Annotated in this window: 13 protein-coding genes and 3 pseudogenes; 8 read left to right on the top strand and 8 right to left on the bottom strand. The window is 68.6% G+C overall.

Annotated features, from left to right (window positions below):
- The first annotated feature begins 121 nt into the window (after positions 1-121).
- The gene (locus tag ACIP8W_RS25605; protein ID WP_402204761.1) at positions 122-412 is read left to right on the top strand and encodes a hypothetical protein; all 291 of its coding nucleotides are present in this window, start codon (positions 122-124) and stop codon (positions 410-412) included.
- Positions 413-533: 121 nt separating this feature from the next.
- Here the strand turns inward: ACIP8W_RS25605 and ACIP8W_RS25600 are convergent, their stop codons facing one another.
- From ACIP8W_RS25600 to ACIP8W_RS25590, 3 genes and pseudogenes are all read right to left on the bottom strand, one after another.
- On the bottom strand, positions 534-1,004 hold the full coding sequence (locus ACIP8W_RS25600; protein WP_402204759.1) for a GNAT family N-acetyltransferase: 471 nt from the start codon (positions 1,002-1,004) through the stop codon (positions 534-536).
- A gap of 97 nt (positions 1,005-1,101) precedes the next feature.
- Positions 1,102-1,284 carry a hypothetical protein gene (locus tag ACIP8W_RS25595; RefSeq protein ID WP_401957391.1) on the bottom strand — a complete coding sequence of 61 codons (183 nt, stop codon included), beginning with the start codon at positions 1,282-1,284 and terminating at the stop codon, positions 1,102-1,104.
- A gap of 69 nt (positions 1,285-1,353) precedes the next feature.
- A pseudogene (locus ACIP8W_RS25590) lies at positions 1,354-1,606 on the bottom strand (fatty acid desaturase family protein); the annotation flags it as partial.
- Positions 1,607-2,135: 529 nt separating this feature from the next.
- On the opposite strand from ACIP8W_RS25590, the gene ACIP8W_RS25585 reads away from it, so the two are divergent.
- The 4 genes and pseudogenes from ACIP8W_RS25585 to ACIP8W_RS25570 all read left to right on the top strand — a co-directional run bounded on the left by ACIP8W_RS25585 (position 2,136) and on the right by ACIP8W_RS25570 (position 6,217).
- Positions 2,136-3,389: a GAF domain-containing protein gene (locus ACIP8W_RS25585; protein ID WP_402204757.1), complete on the top strand. Its 1,254-nt coding sequence runs from the start codon at positions 2,136-2,138 to the stop codon at positions 3,387-3,389.
- A gap of 159 nt (positions 3,390-3,548) precedes the next feature.
- Positions 3,549-3,922, top strand: a pseudogene (locus ACIP8W_RS25580) (aldehyde dehydrogenase family protein); the annotation flags it as partial.
- Between the two features lie 37 nt (positions 3,923-3,959).
- Positions 3,960-4,568 (top strand): annotated as a pseudogene (locus ACIP8W_RS25575) (GMC oxidoreductase); the annotation flags it as partial.
- A 125-nt stretch (positions 4,569-4,693) separates the two neighbouring features.
- Entirely contained in the window at positions 4,694-6,217 is a 1,524-nt protein-coding gene (locus ACIP8W_RS25570) for an aldehyde dehydrogenase family protein (protein ID WP_401957396.1), read from the top strand.
- 188 nt (positions 6,218-6,405) lie between these two features.
- On the opposite strand, the gene ACIP8W_RS25565 is transcribed toward ACIP8W_RS25570, so the two are convergent.
- Together ACIP8W_RS25565 and ACIP8W_RS25560 are read right to left on the bottom strand one after the other, a co-directional pair.
- Positions 6,406-7,809 carry a hypothetical protein gene (locus tag ACIP8W_RS25565; RefSeq protein ID WP_402204755.1) on the bottom strand — a complete coding sequence of 468 codons (1,404 nt, stop codon included), beginning with the start codon at positions 7,807-7,809 and terminating at the stop codon, positions 6,406-6,408.
- Positions 7,810-7,839: 30 nt separating this feature from the next.
- A complete protein-coding gene (locus ACIP8W_RS25560; RefSeq protein WP_402204753.1) occupies positions 7,840-9,069 on the bottom strand; it encodes a phosphatidylserine decarboxylase in 1,230 nt (409 codons plus the stop codon).
- Between the two features lie 380 nt (positions 9,070-9,449).
- Here ACIP8W_RS25560 and ACIP8W_RS25555 point away from each other — a divergent pair, with 380 nt between their 5' ends.
- From ACIP8W_RS25555 to ACIP8W_RS25545, 3 genes are all read left to right on the top strand, one after another.
- Positions 9,450-10,730 (top strand): PLP-dependent cysteine synthase family protein, encoded by a 1,281-nt coding sequence (locus ACIP8W_RS25555; protein ID WP_401958867.1) that lies wholly within the window; start codon positions 9,450-9,452, stop codon positions 10,728-10,730.
- Between the two features lie 417 nt (positions 10,731-11,147).
- Positions 11,148-11,606 (top strand): hypothetical protein, encoded by a 459-nt coding sequence (locus ACIP8W_RS25550; protein ID WP_402204751.1) that lies wholly within the window; start codon positions 11,148-11,150, stop codon positions 11,604-11,606.
- Positions 11,594-11,716 carry a LuxR C-terminal-related transcriptional regulator gene (locus tag ACIP8W_RS25545; RefSeq protein WP_402204749.1) on the top strand — a complete coding sequence of 41 codons (123 nt, stop codon included), beginning with the start codon at positions 11,594-11,596 and terminating at the stop codon, positions 11,714-11,716. The genes ACIP8W_RS25550 and ACIP8W_RS25545 overlap by 13 nt, the downstream gene beginning before the upstream one ends.
- 223 nt (positions 11,717-11,939) lie before the next feature.
- On the opposite strand, the gene ACIP8W_RS25540 is transcribed toward ACIP8W_RS25545, so the two are convergent.
- The 3 genes from ACIP8W_RS25540 to ACIP8W_RS25530 form a co-directional block, all read right to left on the bottom strand.
- The gene (locus tag ACIP8W_RS25540) at positions 11,940-12,836 is read right to left on the bottom strand and encodes a methyltransferase domain-containing protein (protein ID WP_402154274.1); all 897 of its coding nucleotides are present in this window, start codon (positions 12,834-12,836) and stop codon (positions 11,940-11,942) included.
- 185 nt (positions 12,837-13,021) lie between these two features.
- Positions 13,022-14,266, bottom strand: a complete 1,245-nt coding sequence (locus tag ACIP8W_RS25535; RefSeq protein WP_401958873.1) for a cytochrome P450 — start codon at positions 14,264-14,266, stop codon at positions 13,022-13,024.
- A gap of 85 nt (positions 14,267-14,351) precedes the next feature.
- The coding region (locus ACIP8W_RS25530; RefSeq protein ID WP_402204747.1) for a type I polyketide synthase at positions 14,352-19,979 on the bottom strand (5,628 nt) is incomplete at its 5' end.

Here is a 19,979-nt window from a genome sequence, read left to right as displayed (position 1 = left end):
TGGTGCTGGAGCGCGGGGAGGTTCTCTTCTGCCGGGGGCCGGGCAAAACGTACGTGGGAAGGGCGGCCCCCGGACGACCGGGCGGTTCGCACCATGCCAGGCAGCAGGGAAGGTGGACCCCGTGCTCAGCAGATTGCGCAGGATCCTTGTGTCGGACCGTGTCTCCGGGCCGGCCCCGGAGACGCCCAGACCACGGCAGCACAACATATTCGAGGCCGCCGCCGGCTATGTCACCGCGTGCGCGGAGGACGACCAGCGGCAGATGGACGAGGTGTCGGACTGGGTCTCGCCGGAGGCGCTGTCCTTCGGGGTCAACGAGCTGGCCTGTAGGGCGGTCATCGCGCTGGCCCGCGAGCGGGACGAGTCGCCGCGGACGGTGGCACGCAACCTCATGGGGCTGCCCGCCGCGTGACGTACCGGGAAAACCGGTGGTTCCGGACCCGGCGCACCCAGCCGTCAGGCGCGCGGACGAGCCAGACCCAGCCGCCGGTCCCCCGGCCGCCGCCCGCCGCCCGCCGGGCGACCGGGCGTTCCTACAGCGGCTTCGCGAGGAACAGGCTGTCGGCGTTGTCCCGGTAGACCCCGAAGCCGGTGGTGGGGGTGTATCCGCTGGAGGTGTAGAGGGCCAGCGCCTCGGGAAGCGCCTCCCCGGTCTCCAGGCCCATCCTGATCCGCCCGGCCTCGCGCGCGCTGGTCTCCAGCACGGCCAGTATCCGGCGGGCGAGCCCCTGTCCGCGTGCGCCGGGGGTGACGTACATCCGTTTCACCTCGGCGTCCCCGTACGCGTACCCCTCGTCCTCGGCGTCCTGGGCCCGCCAGCCGCCGGAGGCGACCGGTGCGCCGTTCTCGTACGCGACGAGGTACAGACCACGCGGCGGGTCGAAGTACGAGGGGCGCAGGGGCGTCGTGTCGTCGTAGCCGAATCGGGTCCGGTACTCCGCCTGCACCTGGTCCGACAGTTCGACGGCGTCGGGGTGGTCGTAGGCGACTTCTTTGATCTCCACGGCCGTCGATCCTACGTGCCGCCCCCGCGCGTCGGCGCACGGCGAGAGTGGGGCCCGGACCACGTGCGGTCCCGGGTCCCACCTCGGCGTCACCGGCTCAGCGGCCGATCTCCTTGCGGCCGATCCGGCGCAGCCTGCGGCGCTGGGACGGGTCCAGCATCAGATACGCGGCCGCCGGCACCCCGATCACCACCAGCAGCGAGAACCAGAATCCGATCAGTGGCCACAGAAGAAGGCCAATGGCCACTCCCCCGATGGCGATCTTCGCTTGTGTCGACATCTCGACGCCTCCTTCGCGGCCGGTGCCGCTCCCTGACCGGTGAACGCGCACAGTCGTCCGCCAGTTCCACTATGCGCCCGTACGCAGCGGTTCGCCGACCTCGTACAGATGACCGAGCGCCTGCCTGGTACGACTCGATCAGCCCGGTCTCGGTGTACGGAACGCCCAGCGCGCGGCAGTGGGGCCGCACCAGTGGCTGGGCGAGGCGCAGGTGGGGGCGGGGCATACCGGGGAAGAGACGGCGCTCGATCTGGTAGTTCAGTCCGCCGAGGACCCAGTACGTGAGGGGTCCGCCGCGTACGTTCCGCGAGGTGAGGACCTGGCAGCCGGTGCGGCGCCCACCGACGGGGGCTCCGCCCTCGTGGCGCGACCCGCCCGGGGCACCGGCCGGCCGCGCGCCGAGCTGGAACTCGCGGTGCGCGCCTGGCGGTACGGGGGCGCCGCCGCCCTCGCCGTACTGGAGGAGGAGTGGACTCCGGGCCCCGCCGACCTCGTACGGCCGAAGGCGGCTCTCGACGCGACCGGGGAGGGCGCCGAGTGGCCAGCGCCACGTCATGGGGGCGGTGGCCGCTGGACCGTGTCCGGTGCGGCGGCGCAGCTGCGTTACGGACAGGACTGCGCTGGTGGCCGTACCGCGAGGAGGGCGGGCGCTGGGTGCCCGCCGGGCCCGCGGACCGGGATCCGGCGGCGGTGCCGGCGGACATCGGGCCCGGGTGATCCCGGCGTACGGAGGCGCGGACCGCGCTCCGTACGCCCCGCGCCTCCGTACGCCCCCGGTGTGAGCTTGCCCCCGCCGGGGGCGCCGGAGCACGATGGGCGCGTCCGGTGGGATCCGGCCGGGGGAGGCGTAGGTGACCGACACGTGGGTGGCTCTGGAAACGGGCGTCGACCCGGCGAAGCGCCGTGGTGCGCTGTGCCGCGCCTATGAGTCGTTCGCGAGCGCGGGCCGGGTCGAGCGGCCCGTGCGGCCGGTGGTGGCGGACTCGTGGCAGCGGTCGGCGCGGGCCCGGGTCCGCCCGGAGGGCACACCGCGCGTCGAGCTGTCGGACGACGAACTGGCCGCGTACCGCCAGGCGCATCCGCTGGCCAGGATGATGCCGCTCTTCCGGGAGCTGATGGGCGCGTACGCCATGGACGGCGAGCATCTGATGGCGGTGTGCGACGCGCACGGCAGGCTGCTCTGGGTCGAGGGGCACCCGGCGACCCGGCTGCTGGCGGACCGGATGAACTTCGTGCCGGGTGCCCGCTGGGCGGAGAGCGCGGCGGGGACGAACGCGCCGGGGACGGCCATCGCGGTGGACCGGCCCGTCCAGGTCTTCGCGGCCGAGCACTTCCAGCGGCCCGCGCACCCCTGGACCTGCGCGGCGGCGCCCGTCCACGACCCGGGCACCGGGCGGCTGCTGGGCGCGGTCGACATCACGGGCGGGGACCGGCTGGCCCATCCGCACAGCCTGGCCTTCGTCGGCGCGGTCGCGCGGGCGGCCGAGTCGCAGCTCGCACTGGACGCGCCGCCGCCCGCCGCCGGGTCCGTCCGGCTGTCGGCGCTCGGGCGGGACGAGGCACTGCTGGTGGCGGACGGCCGCAGGCTCTGCCTCAGCCCCCGGCACAGCGAGATCCTCACCCTGCTGGCGCGCCGCCCCGAGGGCGTCACCGGCGACGAGCTGCTCACCGAGTTGTACGAGGAGGAGTCGGTCACCCCGGTCACCCTGCGCGCCGAGCTCTCCCGGCTTCGGGCGGTGCTCGGCCCCGGGCTGCTGCGGTCCCGTCCGTACCGGCTGGCCGTGACCGCCGACCCTGACTTCGCCGCCGTGGACCGTCATCTGGCCTCCGGTGCCGTGACCGCCGCGATGAACGCGTACGCGGGCCCGCTGCTGCCCTCCTCGCAGGCACCGGCCGTGGTACGGATGCGGCGGCGCCTGGCCGACCAGATGCGGGCTGCGCTGATCGCCCGTGGGGATCCGGGGCTGCTGGCCGACTGGGTGTACAGCCCCTGGGGCGAGGACGATCTGGCGGTGTGGCGGGCGCTGGCCGCCGTGCTCCCCGTACCGCAGCGGCCCTCGGCGCTCGCGCGGGTGCGGGAGCTCGACGCGTGGCAGCGCGGCTGAACGGTCCGCGACGGCCGGCGTCGGCCCGGGCGCGGCTCCCGCCCCGGGGCCCCGCAGGCGAAAGTGGACATATCTCCTTACTGTCGGTGGGGAGAGCGCCCCGGGGCGTGCCTGGTCCGACCGGCCGCGCACGCGCCGCGGCCGACTCGGAGGAGCCTGATGCCGGAGCTGTTCATCGGTGGTACGTGGACGGCCGCCCGCGGCGGGCGGATCGGTAAGATCCGCTGCCCGGCCGACGGCTCCCTGGTCGCGGCCGTCGACGAGGTCGGGCCCGAGGACGCCGCCGCGGCCCGGGACGCCCTTCGAGCGCGGCCCGTGGGCCGTCCACCCCGGCCGCCGAGCGCGGCCAACTGCTGCTGCGCGTCGCCGCGCCGCTGGAGCGCGACCGGGCGGTGCTGGCCGGAGCCGAGTCCCTGGACACCGGGAAGCGGCTGGTGGAGAGCGAGTACGACAGGGACGACAACGCCGACTGCTTCCGCCACTTCGGCGCGCTGACGCTCTCCGGCGGTAGGGACCGGGGCGTCGACACCGGCAATCCGGGGGGCCAGCTGGGCGACGCATGAACCGGTCGGGGAGATCGGTATCTTCGCCACCACCGAACCGTGCCTGGACCGGCCCGATCTGATGTTCCACTACGGATCGGTGCCGTTCGACATGAACACCTACCGGCGCGGCTATCCGACCACCGACAACACCTTCTGTCCCACACCGAATGTCACCCGCGCCCGGTCGCTGGGCACGGTCCGGCTGCGCAGCCGCGACTTTCCGGGACACACCTGAGGTGGATCCGCGCCATTTCACTCATGAGCACGACATCCGGGTGACGACGTGGGCTGCGGCTCGCCCGGGAGATCGCGGCACAGGCGCCGCTGGCCGGGTGGGCGGGCACCGAGCCGGCACCGGGCTCCGCCGCGCGCTCCGACCAGGAGCTGTTCTCGTACCTCCGCGAAACCCACAACACGGTCTACCACCCGGCGGGGACCGTATGGATGGGGGGCGGCCGGTGACCGGGACGCGCCGCTCGATCCCCGGCCGCGGGTCAAGGGAGTTGAGGGGCTGCGGGTGGCGGACGCGTCCGTGATGCCGTTCCTGCCCGCGGTCAATCCGTGTATCACCACGATGACGATCGGCGAGAAGTGCGCGGACCTCGTCAAGGAGGACCACACCATGCCGGGCTGACGCTGCCGGACCGCTTTCCCCCCGGCCTTCCCCGGCCGGGCAACCTGCTCGCAACGTTCGCGGCCCTAGCGTCGGATCCGGCGCCGTCCAATGGCGGGCGGCGCGGAATTCGGGAGGCCACGGAGATGACCCGCTACACAGCGCCCGGCAGCGAGGGCGCCATTGTGTCGTACGAGTCCCGCTACGACCACTGGATCGGCGGGGAGTACGTCCCACCGGCCCGCGGCCAGTACTTCGAGAACCCCAGTCCGGTCAACGGCCGCCCCTTCACCGAGATCGCCCGTGGCACCGCCGAGGATGTCGAACGCGCCCTGGACGCGGCACACGGCGCGGCTCCCGGCTGGGCGAGGACCTCCGCGACGGACCGGGCGAACGTACTCCACCGGATCGCCGACCGGATGGAGGCGCATCTGGAGGAACTGGCGGTCGCGGAGAGCTGGGAGAACGGCAAGCCGGTACGGGAGACCCTCGCCGCCGACATCCCGCTCGCCATCGACCACTTCCGCTACTTCGCGGGGGTGCTGCGCGCCCAGGAGGGCACGCTCAGCGAGATCGACGACGACACCGTCGCGTACCACTTCCAGGAGCCGCTCGGAGTTGTCGCGCAGATCATCCCGTGGAACTTCCCCCTTCTGATGGCGACGTGGAAACTGGCCCCCGCGCTGGCCGCCGGAAACACCGTCGTCCTCAAGCCCGCCGAGCAGACGCCCGCCTCGATCCATCTGTGGATGGGGCTGATCGCCGATCTGCTCCCGCCGGGCGTGGTCAACATCGTCAACGGTTTCGGTGTCGAGGCGGGCAAACCGCTGGCCTCCAGTCCGCGCGTGGCGAAGGTCGCCTTCACCGGCGAGACCACCACGGGCCGACTGATCATGCAGTACGCCTCCGAGAACATCAAACCGGTCACTCTGGAACTCGGCGGCAAGAGCCCCAACCTCTTCTTCGACGATGTCTCGGCCATGGACGACGACTTCCGTGACAAGGCCCTGGAAGGCTTCACCATGTTCGCCCTCAACCAGGGCGAGGTCTGCACCTGTCCGTCGCGTGCCCTGATCCAGTCCGGGCACTACAGCGAATTCCTGGCGGCGGGCATCGCCCGCACCGAGGCCATCGTGCCCGGCCACCCGCTGGACACGGACACGATGGTCGGCGCACAGGCGTCCAACGACCAGTTGGAGAAGATCCTCTCGTATATGGACATCGGCCGACAGGAGGGCGCGAAAATCCTGACGGGTGGTCAGCGTATCGAGTACGAGGGCGAGATGGCCGGTGGCTACTACGTACAGCCCACGATCTTCGAGGGCCACAACCGTATGCGGATCTTCCAGGAGGAGATCTTCGGCCCCGTACTCGCTGTGACCTCCTTCAGCGACTTCGACGACGCGATCAAAACCGCCAACGACACCCTGTACGGACTCGGCGCGGGCGTCTGGACCCGGGACATGAACACCGCCTACCGCGCGGGCCGTTCGATCCAGGCGGGCCGCGTCTGGACCAACTGCTACCACGCCTATCCGGCACATGCCGCGTTCGGCGGCTACAAACAGTCCGGTATTGGCAGGGAGAACCACCGGATGATGCTGGACCACTATCAGCAGACGAAGAACCTTCTCGTCTCGTACTCACCGAAGAAGCTGGGCTTCTTCTAGACACCGCAGAAGGGCGCCTGACCGGGAAAATTCCCGTCAGGCGCCCTTCATGGCCGCTGTTCAAGAAGCAAGGCGAAAGTGTGCTCACTCGATTGCCGAAGACCCACCGGTTCGAGGGTACGGAGGTTACCCACTGTGCCGCGGGAGCTCTCGTCGATCCGCGTGCGGGGTTGAGGCGTGCGGCGCGGTCATGCCTTCCGAGGGCCTGTGTCCTCAGGGGTCTGCTCGCCCGTCCGCTCCGGGTCGTAACCGGGGAAAGGGCGGTCGAAGAGCCAGTTGTAGAGCATCTCCCGGCAGATCTCCGGCTGGAATGTCGGCACCTGATGCCCGGAGTCGGGTACGGCGACCTGTGTCAGGTTCCCGACGTTGCGGACGAATCCCTTCGGGTCTCCCTGCGCCTGGGTCCAGATCAGGCGGGTGGCATCGCGCCACTCCGCTTGCCTGCCTCCCTGTTTCATCAGGTCGTCCAGGATTTCCTCGGTGCTGCGGTACCCGCAAGCGGTGTCGAAGTTCCCGGTGTAGAGAAGGGTTTTGTAGTTTTTCTCGACGAGCTGGGTGTACAGCCCCGAGGCGTCCGCCATGTTGTCGGCCAACAGATTTTCGGTTACCGGCCCCTTGTCGTCCGCGCTCTGCCAGACGGTGTTCGCGGGAACGTGCAGGGATTTTTTCACCTCCGCACTGTTGAGATAGGAGCTCAGCGCCCCCATGGCCAGATCGTCCCAGCGCCGTACGTCGTAGACGTCGAAGTGCCCGCCGTACGCCACGGTCCTGTCCACCAGAGCGTTGCCGATCCGATTGGCCTCCTCCATGTTCTTTCCCGCGAGGGCTTCCTGGAAATAGACGTAGGTCTTGTCCAGGGATTCCTTCTGACTGATGCCGAGAAAGCCGGTGGTGTAGGCGTAGTCGATCAGGACCCGGAGAGACAGCTCGGGCTTGATCCAGCCATTTCCTACGGCGATCCCCTTCAGGTTGAGGTGCTGTCCGCCCGTGTCGGTGCCGTTCTGCCGGTCGATCTCCAGGGCGATTGCCGGGACGTACTTGCCTGCGTAGCTCTCACCGCAGACGTACAGCGGGCATGCGACGTACTCCGGGTGCAGGCGGAAGAACTCCTGGAGCCCCTGCCAGAACATGTGGCTGAGGGTGGCCTCGTCCTGGACGTACTCCTCCGGCTTGTCGGAGTAGCTGTATCCGGTGCCGATGGGCTGGTCCCAGTAGACGACATGCGCCTCCTGGTTCCAGGTGGTGGAGGTCGCCGACACCGTCCCGGCGGCGTCGTCGGCGATGGACAGCGGCCCGTTCTCCAGGAACAACCCCAGTAGCGAGGAGGCACCGGGGCCGCCGTTGAGCCAGATCACCAGGGGTGTGCTCGTGATCAGGTCCCGCTGTTCGCCGACCGGGATGCGGGGGTTGCAGGTCCGGCTCTCGAAGAACCAGTAGAAGAGGTGGTTCTTGTTCTTCTCGCCCTTCGTTCCGTCGACGTGGACGTGCCCGGCGTAGGAGCGGACCTTCTTGGTGCCTTTTTCGATGAAGAATTCGATGCGTTGGGTGTTGAGAATGTTCGCCGGAATCGAGTCGACGAGGTCTGGGGACATCTTCGGTATCCGTTCGGGAGCGGCAGCGGATCAGGGAGCAAGCGGACGGCGTCGACGGGACTGCGTGCGGTGGGAGCCGAACAGCCTCTTCGTGCGCTCCTTCGGCTCCAGCAGACCGATGCGCTGTCCCTGGAGCAGTTGCAGCGCCGGGAAGCGTTCCTTCTCGAACAGCAGGATGTTCAGCGACCCGCCGTACTTGAAGTTTCCGATCTTATCCCCCTTTGTCACGTTGACCGGAACCACAGGAGCCACGGGATGATTAATATTCTGGAACTCCGGCAGATAGTTCACAGAGGCGATCGAATTGAGGCCGACGGTCACCATTCCGACGTAGCCCTCCTGCTTTTCCCCTTCCGGGCTGTCCGGATACTGTGTCTTGATGATCAGGTACCCCCGGCGGAAGTGATCGAACATCTCATAGTCGTAGCCGTAGCCGACATTCCCCTTGTCGAGCAGCTCGGGGAAGTCCCGCATCCCGTAGTAGACGCCGGCGATGTCATCTCGGGACTCCACCACCTCACCCGTCACCGGGGCGTGATACCAGTGGTAGCTGTCGGGCATCAGGATGCACGACACCGCCGTACCGCCGATGAACGCGTCCGCGAACGGGGATTTGTCGAGTAGCTGCTCGACGTTCATGGTTACGGTTTTTACCGGAATCGGCGTGTCCTTCTTCAGCTCATCAACGATCATGTTGATGACGCAGTCCGCCGGGGCGACCACCACCGCGTTGTCGTGCTTCGCGGAGATCGGCCGGGCATTCTCGGCGAGTTCCCGGACGAAGAAATCATTGAAGGTCGACCAGGGGCCGCTCTCGTAGTCCTTCATCTTCGGCCCCAACTGCTTGACCCATGTGGCGATGAGGGCCTGGGTCCGCTCGTTATCCTCCTCGTCCATCAACAGGCCTTGCAGATGCGTGAAGTCGGCGAGCGCCTTGTGTCCGGGGCCACAGGTCACGAAGACCATGCCGTACGAGTTCTCGTAGTTGAGCCAGCTGAACTTCTCGATGTATTCCAGTCCGTTACTGACCCCCGGATCCCACGCGTACCAGTCCTCGAAGAATTCGCACAGGAAGTCAATTCCCTGACCCTTCCAGTCGCACTGCAAGGACGGAAGAGTACCCTTCGGGTACGGCACCACGTTCGCGGTCGCCGCATCATACATGGTCTTGAAGCCTTCGAAATCGTCTCGGTACCACTGCCGGATTTTATCGGTGAACTCTTTGATACTTGTCGAAAACGACTCGTCGTTCTGCGCCACTGCACGGTCTCCTTCAAGCGCGAGGGGATGGATCGCTTCCGGACGCGACAGAGGAGTCCGGGCGTACCTGGATTTCCCGGAGATCATTCGACCACCGAGTGAATCCAACCCTAAGCGGAGCGTGATCTTCGAAACCCCGTCGAGGGGGGTGCAGTTGTGGCAAAGCGGGGAGCGCGAGGGGCGCACGGCAGACAGGTCGCTCCCGCCCGGCTCATGAGCAGGTTCCGCGAGTCGCCTTGGTCTACGGAGTGTTGGGTCGAGCAGGTGATGTCCGCGCCTTCGCCCCCCGAGCCCACACCCTCCGGTACGGGTGGGCCGTTAGGCAAGAGCCGCCGCCCGGCCCCGGGTGGCGGCTCGGGCGGAGACATGGAGGTTGTCGGATGGGTGTGTCACGGCGTGCGGTGCTGCTGGCCGGTGCGGGGACGGCTGCCGCGACAGTCGGCGTCACGACGGCGGGTACGGCTCTGGCGGCGGACGGTTCCCTCACGGATACGGCCGTCGGCAGGGCGGGGCGTTCCGCGAGAGCAGAGGATGTCGTACGTACGGACGACGACCTGTCGGACCGCTATCCCGACGAGCGCCGTTGGGTCAACGACCGCATCCAGCGGATCAGGGCACTCCCGTACAAGCCGACGCCGATGCTGGAGCTGGAACTGCCGGCGCGCCTGCGCGGATCGCGGCTGTTGGTGAAGAACGAGTCGGTGCACCCCTCGGGCAGTCACAAGCACCGGCTGGCCGAGGCGCTGTTCCTCAACGCCCTGGCCAACGGGTGGTTGGTGCGCAGCAGCCCGGTCGTGGAGGCGTCCAGCGGGTCGACCGCCATCTCCGAGGCATGGTTCAGCAAGCTGCTCGGCATCAAGTTCGTCGCCGTCGTGCCCTCCGGCACCACGACGGAGAAGAAGCAGAAGATTCGCGACTACGGCGGCGAGATCGTCGAAGCGACCGGCGCGACCATCTCCGAGCGGGCCGCGCAAGAAGCCCACGATCGCCACGGCCATTTCATGGACCAGTTCACCTACGCCGAGCGCGCATACGACTGGCGCGGCGACCGCGGGATGGCGGCCGAGATCCTCGGCGAGTCGGACCCCGACTGGTTCGTCATGGGCGCCGGGACAGGTGGTACGGCGACCTCACTGGCCCGCTATGCGCGCTACACCGGGCACCGGGTACGGGTGTGCGTCACCGACCCCGAGAACTCCGCGTTCTTCCCCGGCTGGCGGGACAACGACCGCACGGTGACGGCGAAGGGCTCCCGCATCGAGGGCATCGGCCGGCCCACGGTTGAACCTTCCTTCCTCTTCCCCCTGGTCAACCGCATGATCCGGGTCCCGGACCCCCTCTCCATCGCCACCATGCGGGTGGCCAAGGAGCGGCTCGGTATCGCCCCCGGGGGATCCACCGGCACCGGGTTGTACGGCGCCCTGAAGGTGCTGCGCGGACTGCACCGGCGCCGCGAGAGGGGCACCGTCGTCACCGTGCTCTGCGACTCCGGCGAGCGCTACCTCGACACCTACTACAGCGACACATGGCTCGACCAGCAGGGAATCGACTTCCGCCCCTGGGTGGACACCGTCGAGCGCTTCTTCGAGACCGGTCACTGGACCCCGCCCAGGTCTTGGAACAACCCGCCCATGCCGCGCGGCCTCATGTGGAACATGTGACGGTCTGTGGTGTGCGGCCTCACACCACGGCACACTGAAGGCCGTACGGAAACAGCGATGCGGGGTCTGTCCTCGGGCGGTGCGGGCAGACCCAGCGCGTTCCGGCATATGGGCCCGGTTGTCGACGCTGCCGCGGGCACGGGCAGACGCCGGTTATCACAGATCTGACCAGCTCTCACACCAGCACAAAGGATGTGCAACCGCCCTGCGACGCACCCCCTCAGGGGCCGCGCCCATATAGATTTCACACCACTGCAGATTTCACGCCATTCACAAAGCAGTACTCGCCCCAAGCGGTGGGCAGCATGCTAAAAGTTTCGAATGGCGGCGGCACCCGTCATCCGCTGGGCTTCTCCAACCCCCAGCCACGGAGTCGCGGTGACGCCATCCACTGCCGTTTCCCCAGTCCCTCCTCGCGTGACACTGTCGGTCGCGCTCGTCAGTCACCGACACCCCGGGCTCTGCTACAACATGAGATTCCGCATCGCCCAGGAACCGTGCGAGATCCGCGCGTCCGACGACGTGGCCCTCTTCCACGGGCCTCGTATGGGCCGGGAGCTCAGACGATTCTCGATCGCGGCGAACGGCAGCTTGCCGCCCCTCGCCGTCCTGGCACCCCACTTCGACCGGGCCGATGTCCGCCTGGCCCTGAGCAGCGGCGCCGTCGGCTATCTGCTGGAGAGCGGGCATCCGCAGGTGCTCGCGGCCGCACTGCACTGCATATCCCATGGCCGTACGACTCTCGCCCCGCAAATCGCCGCCACGCATGTACGGGTCGCGTCGGACGCCGGGGGCACGCCACGGCGGGCGCCGGCCGCGCCGACAGCTGACGCGACCGCAGGCGGGACCCGACCAGCGACTCCTTGCTGTCGCTGATTCTCTCGCCCCGGGAACGAGAGATCATGACCCGGCTCGCCGCCGGCCTCTCGGTCCGCGAGGTGGTCATCGAGATGAACCCGGCCGAGAAAACGGTCAGAAACCACTGAGCCATATCTACGGAAAGCTCGGCGTACGAAACCGGTCCCAGGCCCTCCTCCGATGGCTCGGGCATCCTGGCGGCACCACGCCGCGCCACTGCCCGGCCGATAGCCGGGCCCACACCTCCAGGCACGGTCATCGCGTCCCGTGTCTGTACGATCGCCCGCGCCGGCGGTACAGCGCTCCGGCACCGCCGAGAGCCCCATTATTTCCCGCGCGCGATATCGCCCATCATGATTTGCGGGCAGAGAGCAACACATAACCATATTGCGGCATATCGAACATACCGATCCAGTTCCTCTTCGCTTCAGCGACCCCATCTTCACCGAGCGCGGGCAGCAGGACGTCGAAGGAGGGCAGAACCACCGCTCCGGTTGGACGCGTCTGCTCACTCACGTCGGCGAGCTCCACGAGGTCGAGCCCGGCGGCCTTCACCAGCGCGGGGTAATTCTCGATGTACTCCATCGACTGCGCGCTGCTCAGAACACAGAACCGCTCCGCCACGGATTTCTCTTCGTCATCGAGTGTTCCGCGTACCACGATGTCGGCGATGGCCAGGCGCCCACCGGGCCGCAGGACGCGCGCCATTTCGCTCATGACCTGGGCGCGGTCGGGCATGTGGATCATCGACTCGATTGCCCAGACGCGATCGAAGGAGTCGTCGGGGTAAGGAAGGTGCATGGCGTCGGCGACCTCGAAGCTGACCTGGTCCTGCAGCCCTTCGGATCGTACGTGCGCATCCGCGACCTCCAGTTGGATACGGCTGACGTTGATGCCCTTCACGGTGGCGCCGGTCTTCCGAGCCAGCCACGCGGTGGGTTTCCCCACACCACAACCCACGTCCAGCACCTTGTGTCGAGCGTTGACGTCGAGCCGTGCGAAGAGTTGCTCGGTCATCCGCTCGCCCGCCTCGGCAAGGGAGTCAAGGGTGGACGGATCTTCCCAGTACCCGTAGTGAATGTTGTCCGTGAACATGGCGCGCACCAGGTCATTGACCTGATCGTAGTAATCGCCGACCGCAAGGCTGTGCGAGTTGAACATCGTTACCTTCCGAACTTTGTTGGGCAGATAATCAAGTGACGCCTTGCAGGAAACACCGACATTCGGAACCTGCTCGGGAGAGCACATGGTCCGATGCCACAGCCCATGTCCGACAACCTAACGCGCCGGGGCAGTCGCGCATCTCCCCCAACTAAGTAGTCTTGGGAGCTAATTCGCAGATGAGCAGGACCGGTATGGGTGTATGTGTACGAGCGGGCCGCCACGCCTCGGTCCCCTGTGGCGTACCCGAGGCGCGGCAAGGCTGCCGTCGGTTACCAGGTAATGGGCAGTTCGTAGACGCCGTGGGCGATCTGATCGTATTTGAAGGGGAGTTGGTCGATGGTGGTGGCCAGCGCGAGCGTGGGGATCCGGCGCAGGAGTGTGCTGTAGACGATCTGTAGCTCGACCCGGGCCAGTGTCGCACCCAGGCACTGGTGGACGCCGTAACCGAAGGCCAGGTGGCGGCGGGCGTTGCCGCGGTGGATGTCGAGGCGGTCGGGGGTGTCGGGGTAGACGTCCGGGTCCCAGTTGGCGGCGTTCAGGGGGAAGACGATGCCGTCGCCGGCCTTGATGACCACGCCACCGAGCTCGATGTCCTCGGCCGCGACCCGACGGACTGTGTCCTGGGCGATCGTGAGGTAACGCAGCAGTTCCTCAACCGTGTTGGCGATGACCTTCGGGTCGTCGCTCTCACGCACCACGGTCAGTTGCTCCGGGTTCTCCAGGAGGGCGAGGGTACCCAGCGCGATCATGTTGGCGGTGGTCTCATGTCCGGCGCCGAGCAGCATCATGCCGATGCCTGCGGCGTCGTCCTGGGTGATCTCACCGATCTCGACCTGAACCGCCAGGTCGGAGAATATGTCGTCACCGCGCTCGACGAGTTTGGTGCCGACCAGCTCCTTCAGATACACGGTCTGCGCGATGGCAGCGTTCTGCGCGTCTCCCTGCGCGGTGTCGCGGTAGATCATGGCGTTGTTGTTCCGCTGGAGGAACTCCCGGTCCTCGTACGGGACTCCGAGCATTTCGCAGATCACCCGGACCGGCAGAGGCAGGGCGAGCGCCTCCACCAGGTCGACCGGCTTCGGGCCCGCCAGCATCCCGTCGATCAGCTCGTCGGTGATCTTCTGGATGGCTGGCCTCAGGGCCTCGATCCGCCTGGCGGTGAACGGAACGGTGACCATCCGGCGGATTCGGCCGTGCTCGGGGTCGTCCTGGCCGGCGAAGGACGGCTGAGCCGCGCTGAGGAACTTGAAGTCCGCGCTGATGTGCGGGAATCCGTCGCGGATACCGTCGTGGCTGACGCGCGGGTCGCTGAGCAGGGACCTCTGGTCGGTGTGTCGGGCGATGATCCAGGGGGTACTGCCGTCCCAGATCCGCGCCTTCGAGATGGGATCCTGGGCGAGCAGCCGCCGTACCCCCGGCGGCGGGTCGAACGGGCAGCCGGTGTCCCTCTTCATCGGCCACTGCGGAGCCTGCTCGGCAGGTTCCGCAGCTTCCACAAGTGTCGTGTCGGTCATGTGCTCTCCTGTAAATCGATCCTGCTCTTACATGGTTTCGGTTTCGTGATGCGGGTCGGTTCCGCGTGGGATCAGCGGCGATTCGTCAGGAGAGGGATCCGATCCAGTCCTGTACAGCCTGCGCGACCGAGGCCGCGTGATCTTCCATCATCGTGTAGTGGTTTCCCGGCACATCGACAGCTGTGTGTGGTAGTTCCCACGTACTGCGCCAGTCTGCGCCGGCCGCGACGCCCGGCATCGGCTCGGTCGACCGGACCAGCAGACTCGGGGCCTTGATCACGGTCGGCCGCCAGTGGTCGAACAGGCGGAAGTAGCCGCCCATGGCGGTGAGCCAGACGTCGTCGCCGAAGTCGAACCTGAACTTCTCGCGCCGTTCCACAAGAGCGCCCACCAGTTCCGGGCCGAGCTGACCGACTACGCCGTCGGACAGATAGGTGTCCAGCAGGACCACACCTGCGGGGGTGACGCCCTGTTCCTCCAGGCGGCTCGCGACCGCGTGGGCCAGCCACCCGCCGGACGAGTAGCCGACCAGCACGAACGGTGTCTCACCGACGTGACGGGCCACGGCCTCCGCTGTCGCGTCGGTGTACGTCGCGAGATCCTTCGGGAGGAGTTCCCCCTGAGCGAACCCGGGCGGGGCCACGGCCCACACCTCACGCCGCTCTCGCAACGGGCCCGCGAACCGCGCGTACTGGTGCGGGCCGGACGGCCCGACCACGGACGCGAAGCAGATCAGCATGGGACCGGCCGGCCCTTCGGCGAGCCGGACCGGCTCCGGCACACTCTCCCGCGCCCGTACGGCGTCGAAGGTCGGGCGGAACTCGGAGGCGAGGCGGAGCATGCGGAAGAACTCCTCCGACCTGCCCTGCCGGTACGACTCCACGAACAGGTCCCCGAGCGATTCGGAGGAGCCACTACGGCCCGGCCGATCCGCGTTCGCCACATCGGCCGGGGCCGCTGTGTTCGCACCGGAGTCGGCGGCGTGCAGCGCTACGAGATCGCTCCGCAGCTGTGCGGCGAGCGCGGCCGGCGTGCGGTGCTTGAAGACGAGCGTGGTCGGCAGCCGCAGCCCGGTCGCCGCGGTCAGCCGGTTGCGCAGTTCAACGCCGGTGAGCGAGTCGAAGCCCAGGTCGAGGAAGGGCCGGTCCGTGGTGACCTGGCCCGGGTCGGGGTGCCCGAGTACGGCCGCCGCCTGTCCACCGACCAGGTCGAGCAGCGCGGCTTCCTGCTCGGCCGGAGACAGTACGGCGAGATGTCCCCACAGCGAAGCCGGATCCGCCACCGGAGTGCCGCTGTCCGGAGCCACGACGGCACGCCGGGGCGGGACGTGTACCAGCCCGCGCAGCAACGGGTGGTCGACGCCCGTCCTGCGTACGGCGCCGAGGTCCAGCCTGACCGGTACGAACCAGGGCCGGCCCGTGGCCAGCGCCGCGTCCAGCAGGGCGAGCCCCCGCTCCGAGGAGAGCGGCAGCACGCCCTGGCGCGCCATCCGGCCCACGTCGGACTCCGCCAACTGTCCTGTCAGTCCGCTGCGTTCGGCCCACAGCCCCCAGGACAGGGACGTCGCCGGGAGCCCTTCACGGTGCCGATGGACGGCCAACGCATCCAGGAAAGCGTTGGCGGCGGCATAATTACCCTGGCCCGCCGCACCGAACACACCAGCCGCAGAAGAGAACAGTGCGAATACCGACAACTCCAGACCAGCAGTCAGCTCATGCAGCCACCACGCCCCGTCCACCTTCGGCCGCAACACCCGCTCCAGCCGCCCCGCAGTCAACGACTCGACCACACCATCATCCAACACACCCGCCGTATGAATCACACCCCCCACCGGATGCCCCACCGGAACATCAGCCAGCACCGACGCCACCGCCGCCCGGTCCCCCACATCACACCGAACCTGCCGCACCGACACACCCGACGCGGCCAACTCCCCCGCCAGATCATCAGCTCCACCACGACTGAGCAACACCACATGCCGCACACCCCACACAGCCACCGCATGCCGAACCACCAACCCGGCCAACACCCCCGAAGCACCCGTCACCAACAACGACCTCACCGGATCCCAACAGACACCACCATCGGATACCGGAGCCCTGACCGCCCGGGCCAGCCTCGGCACCAGAACCTCACCACCACGCACCGCGACCTGCGGCTCACCCGTGGCGAGACCTCTCTGCGCCGCGGACCACGACACCGCCCGATCGTCCATATCCAGCAGCACGAACCGGCCAGGGTGTTCGGACTGCGCCGACCGCACCAGCCCCCACACCGCCGCACCCGCCAGATCCGACACCGCGTCGCCCGGCCGGGCAGCGACCGCGCCACCGGTCACCACTGCCAGACGCGCCCCCGCGAACCGTTCGTCGGCAAGCCACTCCCGAAGCAACGCCAACACCTCGCAGGTCGTCACATGCACCGCATTCGCCCCATCGGCCTCCCTCGGCTGATGAGCGCAGAAGGCAAAGACCACTTCCGGCACCGCCGCGCCCAGGTCCACAGTCTGCCGCAGCTCCGTCAGATCCTCGTACCAGCCAAGACCCGTACCGCCTGCCGAGACACCGGCCTCCCCGCAACCGACCACTGCCCAACTCTCGGCCCCGGCCGGTGAAGAGAGCACCGGTGCCCACTCCATCTCGAACAGACCCGACTGTCCGGCCGACCGCCCGGCCTGAAGAAGCTGCCCTGCCGTCACCGGACGCGTCACCAACGCGTCCACCGATGCCACCAACCCACCGGCAGCGTCCGCCACCGTGACACCCACGGTGTCACCGCCGGTCAGGGTCAGCCTCACCCGAGCCGTAGCCGCGCCCGTGGCCCGGAGCGAGACGCCGCTCCAGGAGAACGGCAACCGTCCCAGCCCCTCGGACCGCGGAGTGTCGTACCCCAGCAACAGCGGATGCAACGCCGCGTCCAACAACGCCGGATGGACACCGAACCGCCCCGCCGCATCCCGCTCCGACCCGGCCAACTCCACCTCGGCGAACAACTCACCCTCACGCCGCCAGACACGCCGTAGCCCCTGGAACGCCGGACCGTACACATAACCCGCCTCGGCAAAGCGCTCGTACACCTCGTCGAGATCCACCTCGATGACACCGGACGGCGGCCACGCAGCCGACACGGCGGGAACCTCAGCGGTCCCCGCCACCGCCAGCGCACCCGTGGCATGCCGTGTCCACGCCTGCTCCCCGGCCCCGCCCTCGGGCCTGGAGTGAACGGTGAGCGCGCGCCGACCCAAATCGTCCGCCCCGGCGAGAACCAGCTGAATGTGGACCGCGCCCCGCTCCGGCAGGACCAACGGGGCATGGACGGTCAGCTCATCCAGGTGGCCGAAGCCGGTGTACTGACCGGCGGCCAACGCCAGCTCGACGAAGCCCGTGCCCGGCAGCAGCACCGAGCCGAACACCGCGTGATCGGCCAGCCACGGATGCGTCGCCACCGACAACCTGCCTGTGAACACCGTACGTTCGCCCTCCGCCAGATCCACCACACCGGTCAGCAGGGGGTGTTCGAGGGTCCGCAACCCGGCTGCGGACAGATCCTCCGGTACGTTGGCGGTCGCTTCCAGCCAGTAGCGCCGGCGTTGGAAGGGGTAGGTGGGCAGATCCACCCGGGCGGCACCCGTACCGGTGAAGACGGTGGTCCAGTCGAGGGTGCCGCCGTGAGTGTGCACCTGCGCCAGGGACACCAGGAGCCGGTCCAGTCCGCCTTCCTGCCGACGCAGTGAGCCGGTGACGACGCCCCGGTGGTCGAGTGCCTCCAGGGTTTCCTGCATCCCCACGGTCAGGACCGGGTGCGGGCTGGCCTCGACGAACACACCCCACCCCTCGTCGGCCAGGGCGCGGATACCCTCCTCGAAACGGACAGTCTCGCGCAGGTTGCGGTACCAGTAGTCGGCGTCCATGACGGTCCCGCCCAGCCACTGCCCGGTCACCGTGGAGAACAGCGGAACGGTACCGGCCCGGGGCGTCACCCCGTCCAGGACGCGCAGCAGCTCATCGCGGATCCGGGCGACCTGCGGACTGTGGGAGGCGTAGTCCACCGGAATGCGCCGGGCCCGGATCTCCTGCGCGGCCAGCAGCTCCAACAGAGCCTCCACGGCCGGAGAATCGCCGGAAACCACTGTAGAAACCGGGCCGTTGACCGCGGCGACGGCGATCTGGCCGCTGTCGGCCCACGGGCGGATCAACTCGACGGTGTCGGTCTCCGACAGCGGAACGGAGACCATCTGCCCCTCACCGGCAAGCGTGGTAATGGCACGGGAGCGCACGGCCACAACACGGGCTCCGTCCCCCAAGGACAGGACCCCGGCCACACAGGCGGCGGCGATCTCGCCCTGTGAATGCCCGATGACCGCGTCGGGCCGGATCCCGTACGACCGCCATACGGCGGCCAGGGCCACCATGACCGCCCACAGCGCCGGTTGAACGACATCCACCCGCTCCAAGGAGGGCGCGCCATCGGCCTGACGCAGCACCTCGTACAGCGAGCGGCCGTCCCAGTCCACGTACGCGGCCAGGGCCTGACCGCACTCCTCCAGCGCGGCGGCGAAGACCGGCGACTGGTCGGCCAGATCCAGGCCCATGCCGATCCACTGGGACCCCTGGCCCGGGAAGACGAACGCCACCCGGCCCGCGCCCTCGGCCGGCGCGCGGCCGGTCACGAGATGGGCTGCCGCCTCGCCCGAGGCCAACGCGTCGACACCGGCCAGCAGTTCATCGCGGTCCCGTCCGACGACCACCGCCCGATGCTCGAACGACGAGCGGGTGGACACCAGCGAATACCCCACGTCGACCGCGCGCAGCGACGCGTCGGCTCCGACCAACGCGCCCAGCTGGAGCGCCTGTTCGCGCAGGGCCTGTCCGTCCCTGCCCGAGATCGGCCAGGCGACCACCTGCACCGGGGCGGTGTCGGGTTCCCCGCGTTGGGCGAGGCCGGTGCCCGCGGCCTGTTCGAGGATGACGTGGGCATTGGTACCGCTGGCCCCGAAACTGGAGACGGCGGCGCGGCGGGGTCGGCCGGTGGCGGGCCAGGGACGGGCCTGGGTGAGCAGCTCGACCGCCCCTGTTGACCAGTCGACTTGAGGGGTGGGCTCGTCCACGTGCAGGCTGGCTGGCAGTATGCCGTACCGCATCGCCATCACGGACTTGATCACCCCGGCGACGCCGGCTGCCGCCTGCGTGTGGCCGATGTTGGATTTCACCGATCCCAGCCACGCAGGCTGGTCCTCGGGCCGGTCCTGGCCGTACGTCGCCAGCAGTGCCTGGGCCTCGATGGGGTCTCCCAGCCGGGTGCCGGTGCCGTGTGCCTCCACGAGGTCCACGTCGGCAGTGGTCAGGCGGGCGTTGGCCAGGGCCTGGCGGATCACCCGCTGCTGGGAGGGCCCGTTGGGCGCTGTCAGACCGTTGCTGGCGCCGTCCTGGTTGATCGCACTGCCGCGTACGACAGCCAGTACGGGGTGACCGTTGCGCTCGGCGTCCGACAGACGTTCCAGCAGCAGCATGCCGACGCCCTCGCCCCAGCCCGTACCGTCGGCCGCCGCCGCGAACGCCTTGCACCGGCCGTCCTCCGCCAGTCCGCGCTGCCGGGTGAACTCGGTGAACACTCCCGGGGTGGCCATCACGGTGACACCGCCGGCCAGGGCCATGGAACACTCGCCCTGCCGCAGCGACTGGGCAGCCAGATGGAGTGTGACCAGGGACGAGGA

This window comes from Streptomyces sp. NPDC088554, from assembly GCF_044752945.1.
Classification (GTDB): domain Bacteria; phylum Actinomycetota; class Actinomycetes; order Streptomycetales; family Streptomycetaceae; genus Streptomyces.
Note: the sequence above shows the minus strand (reverse complement) of the source record. Positions and strands in the feature narration are given on the sequence as shown.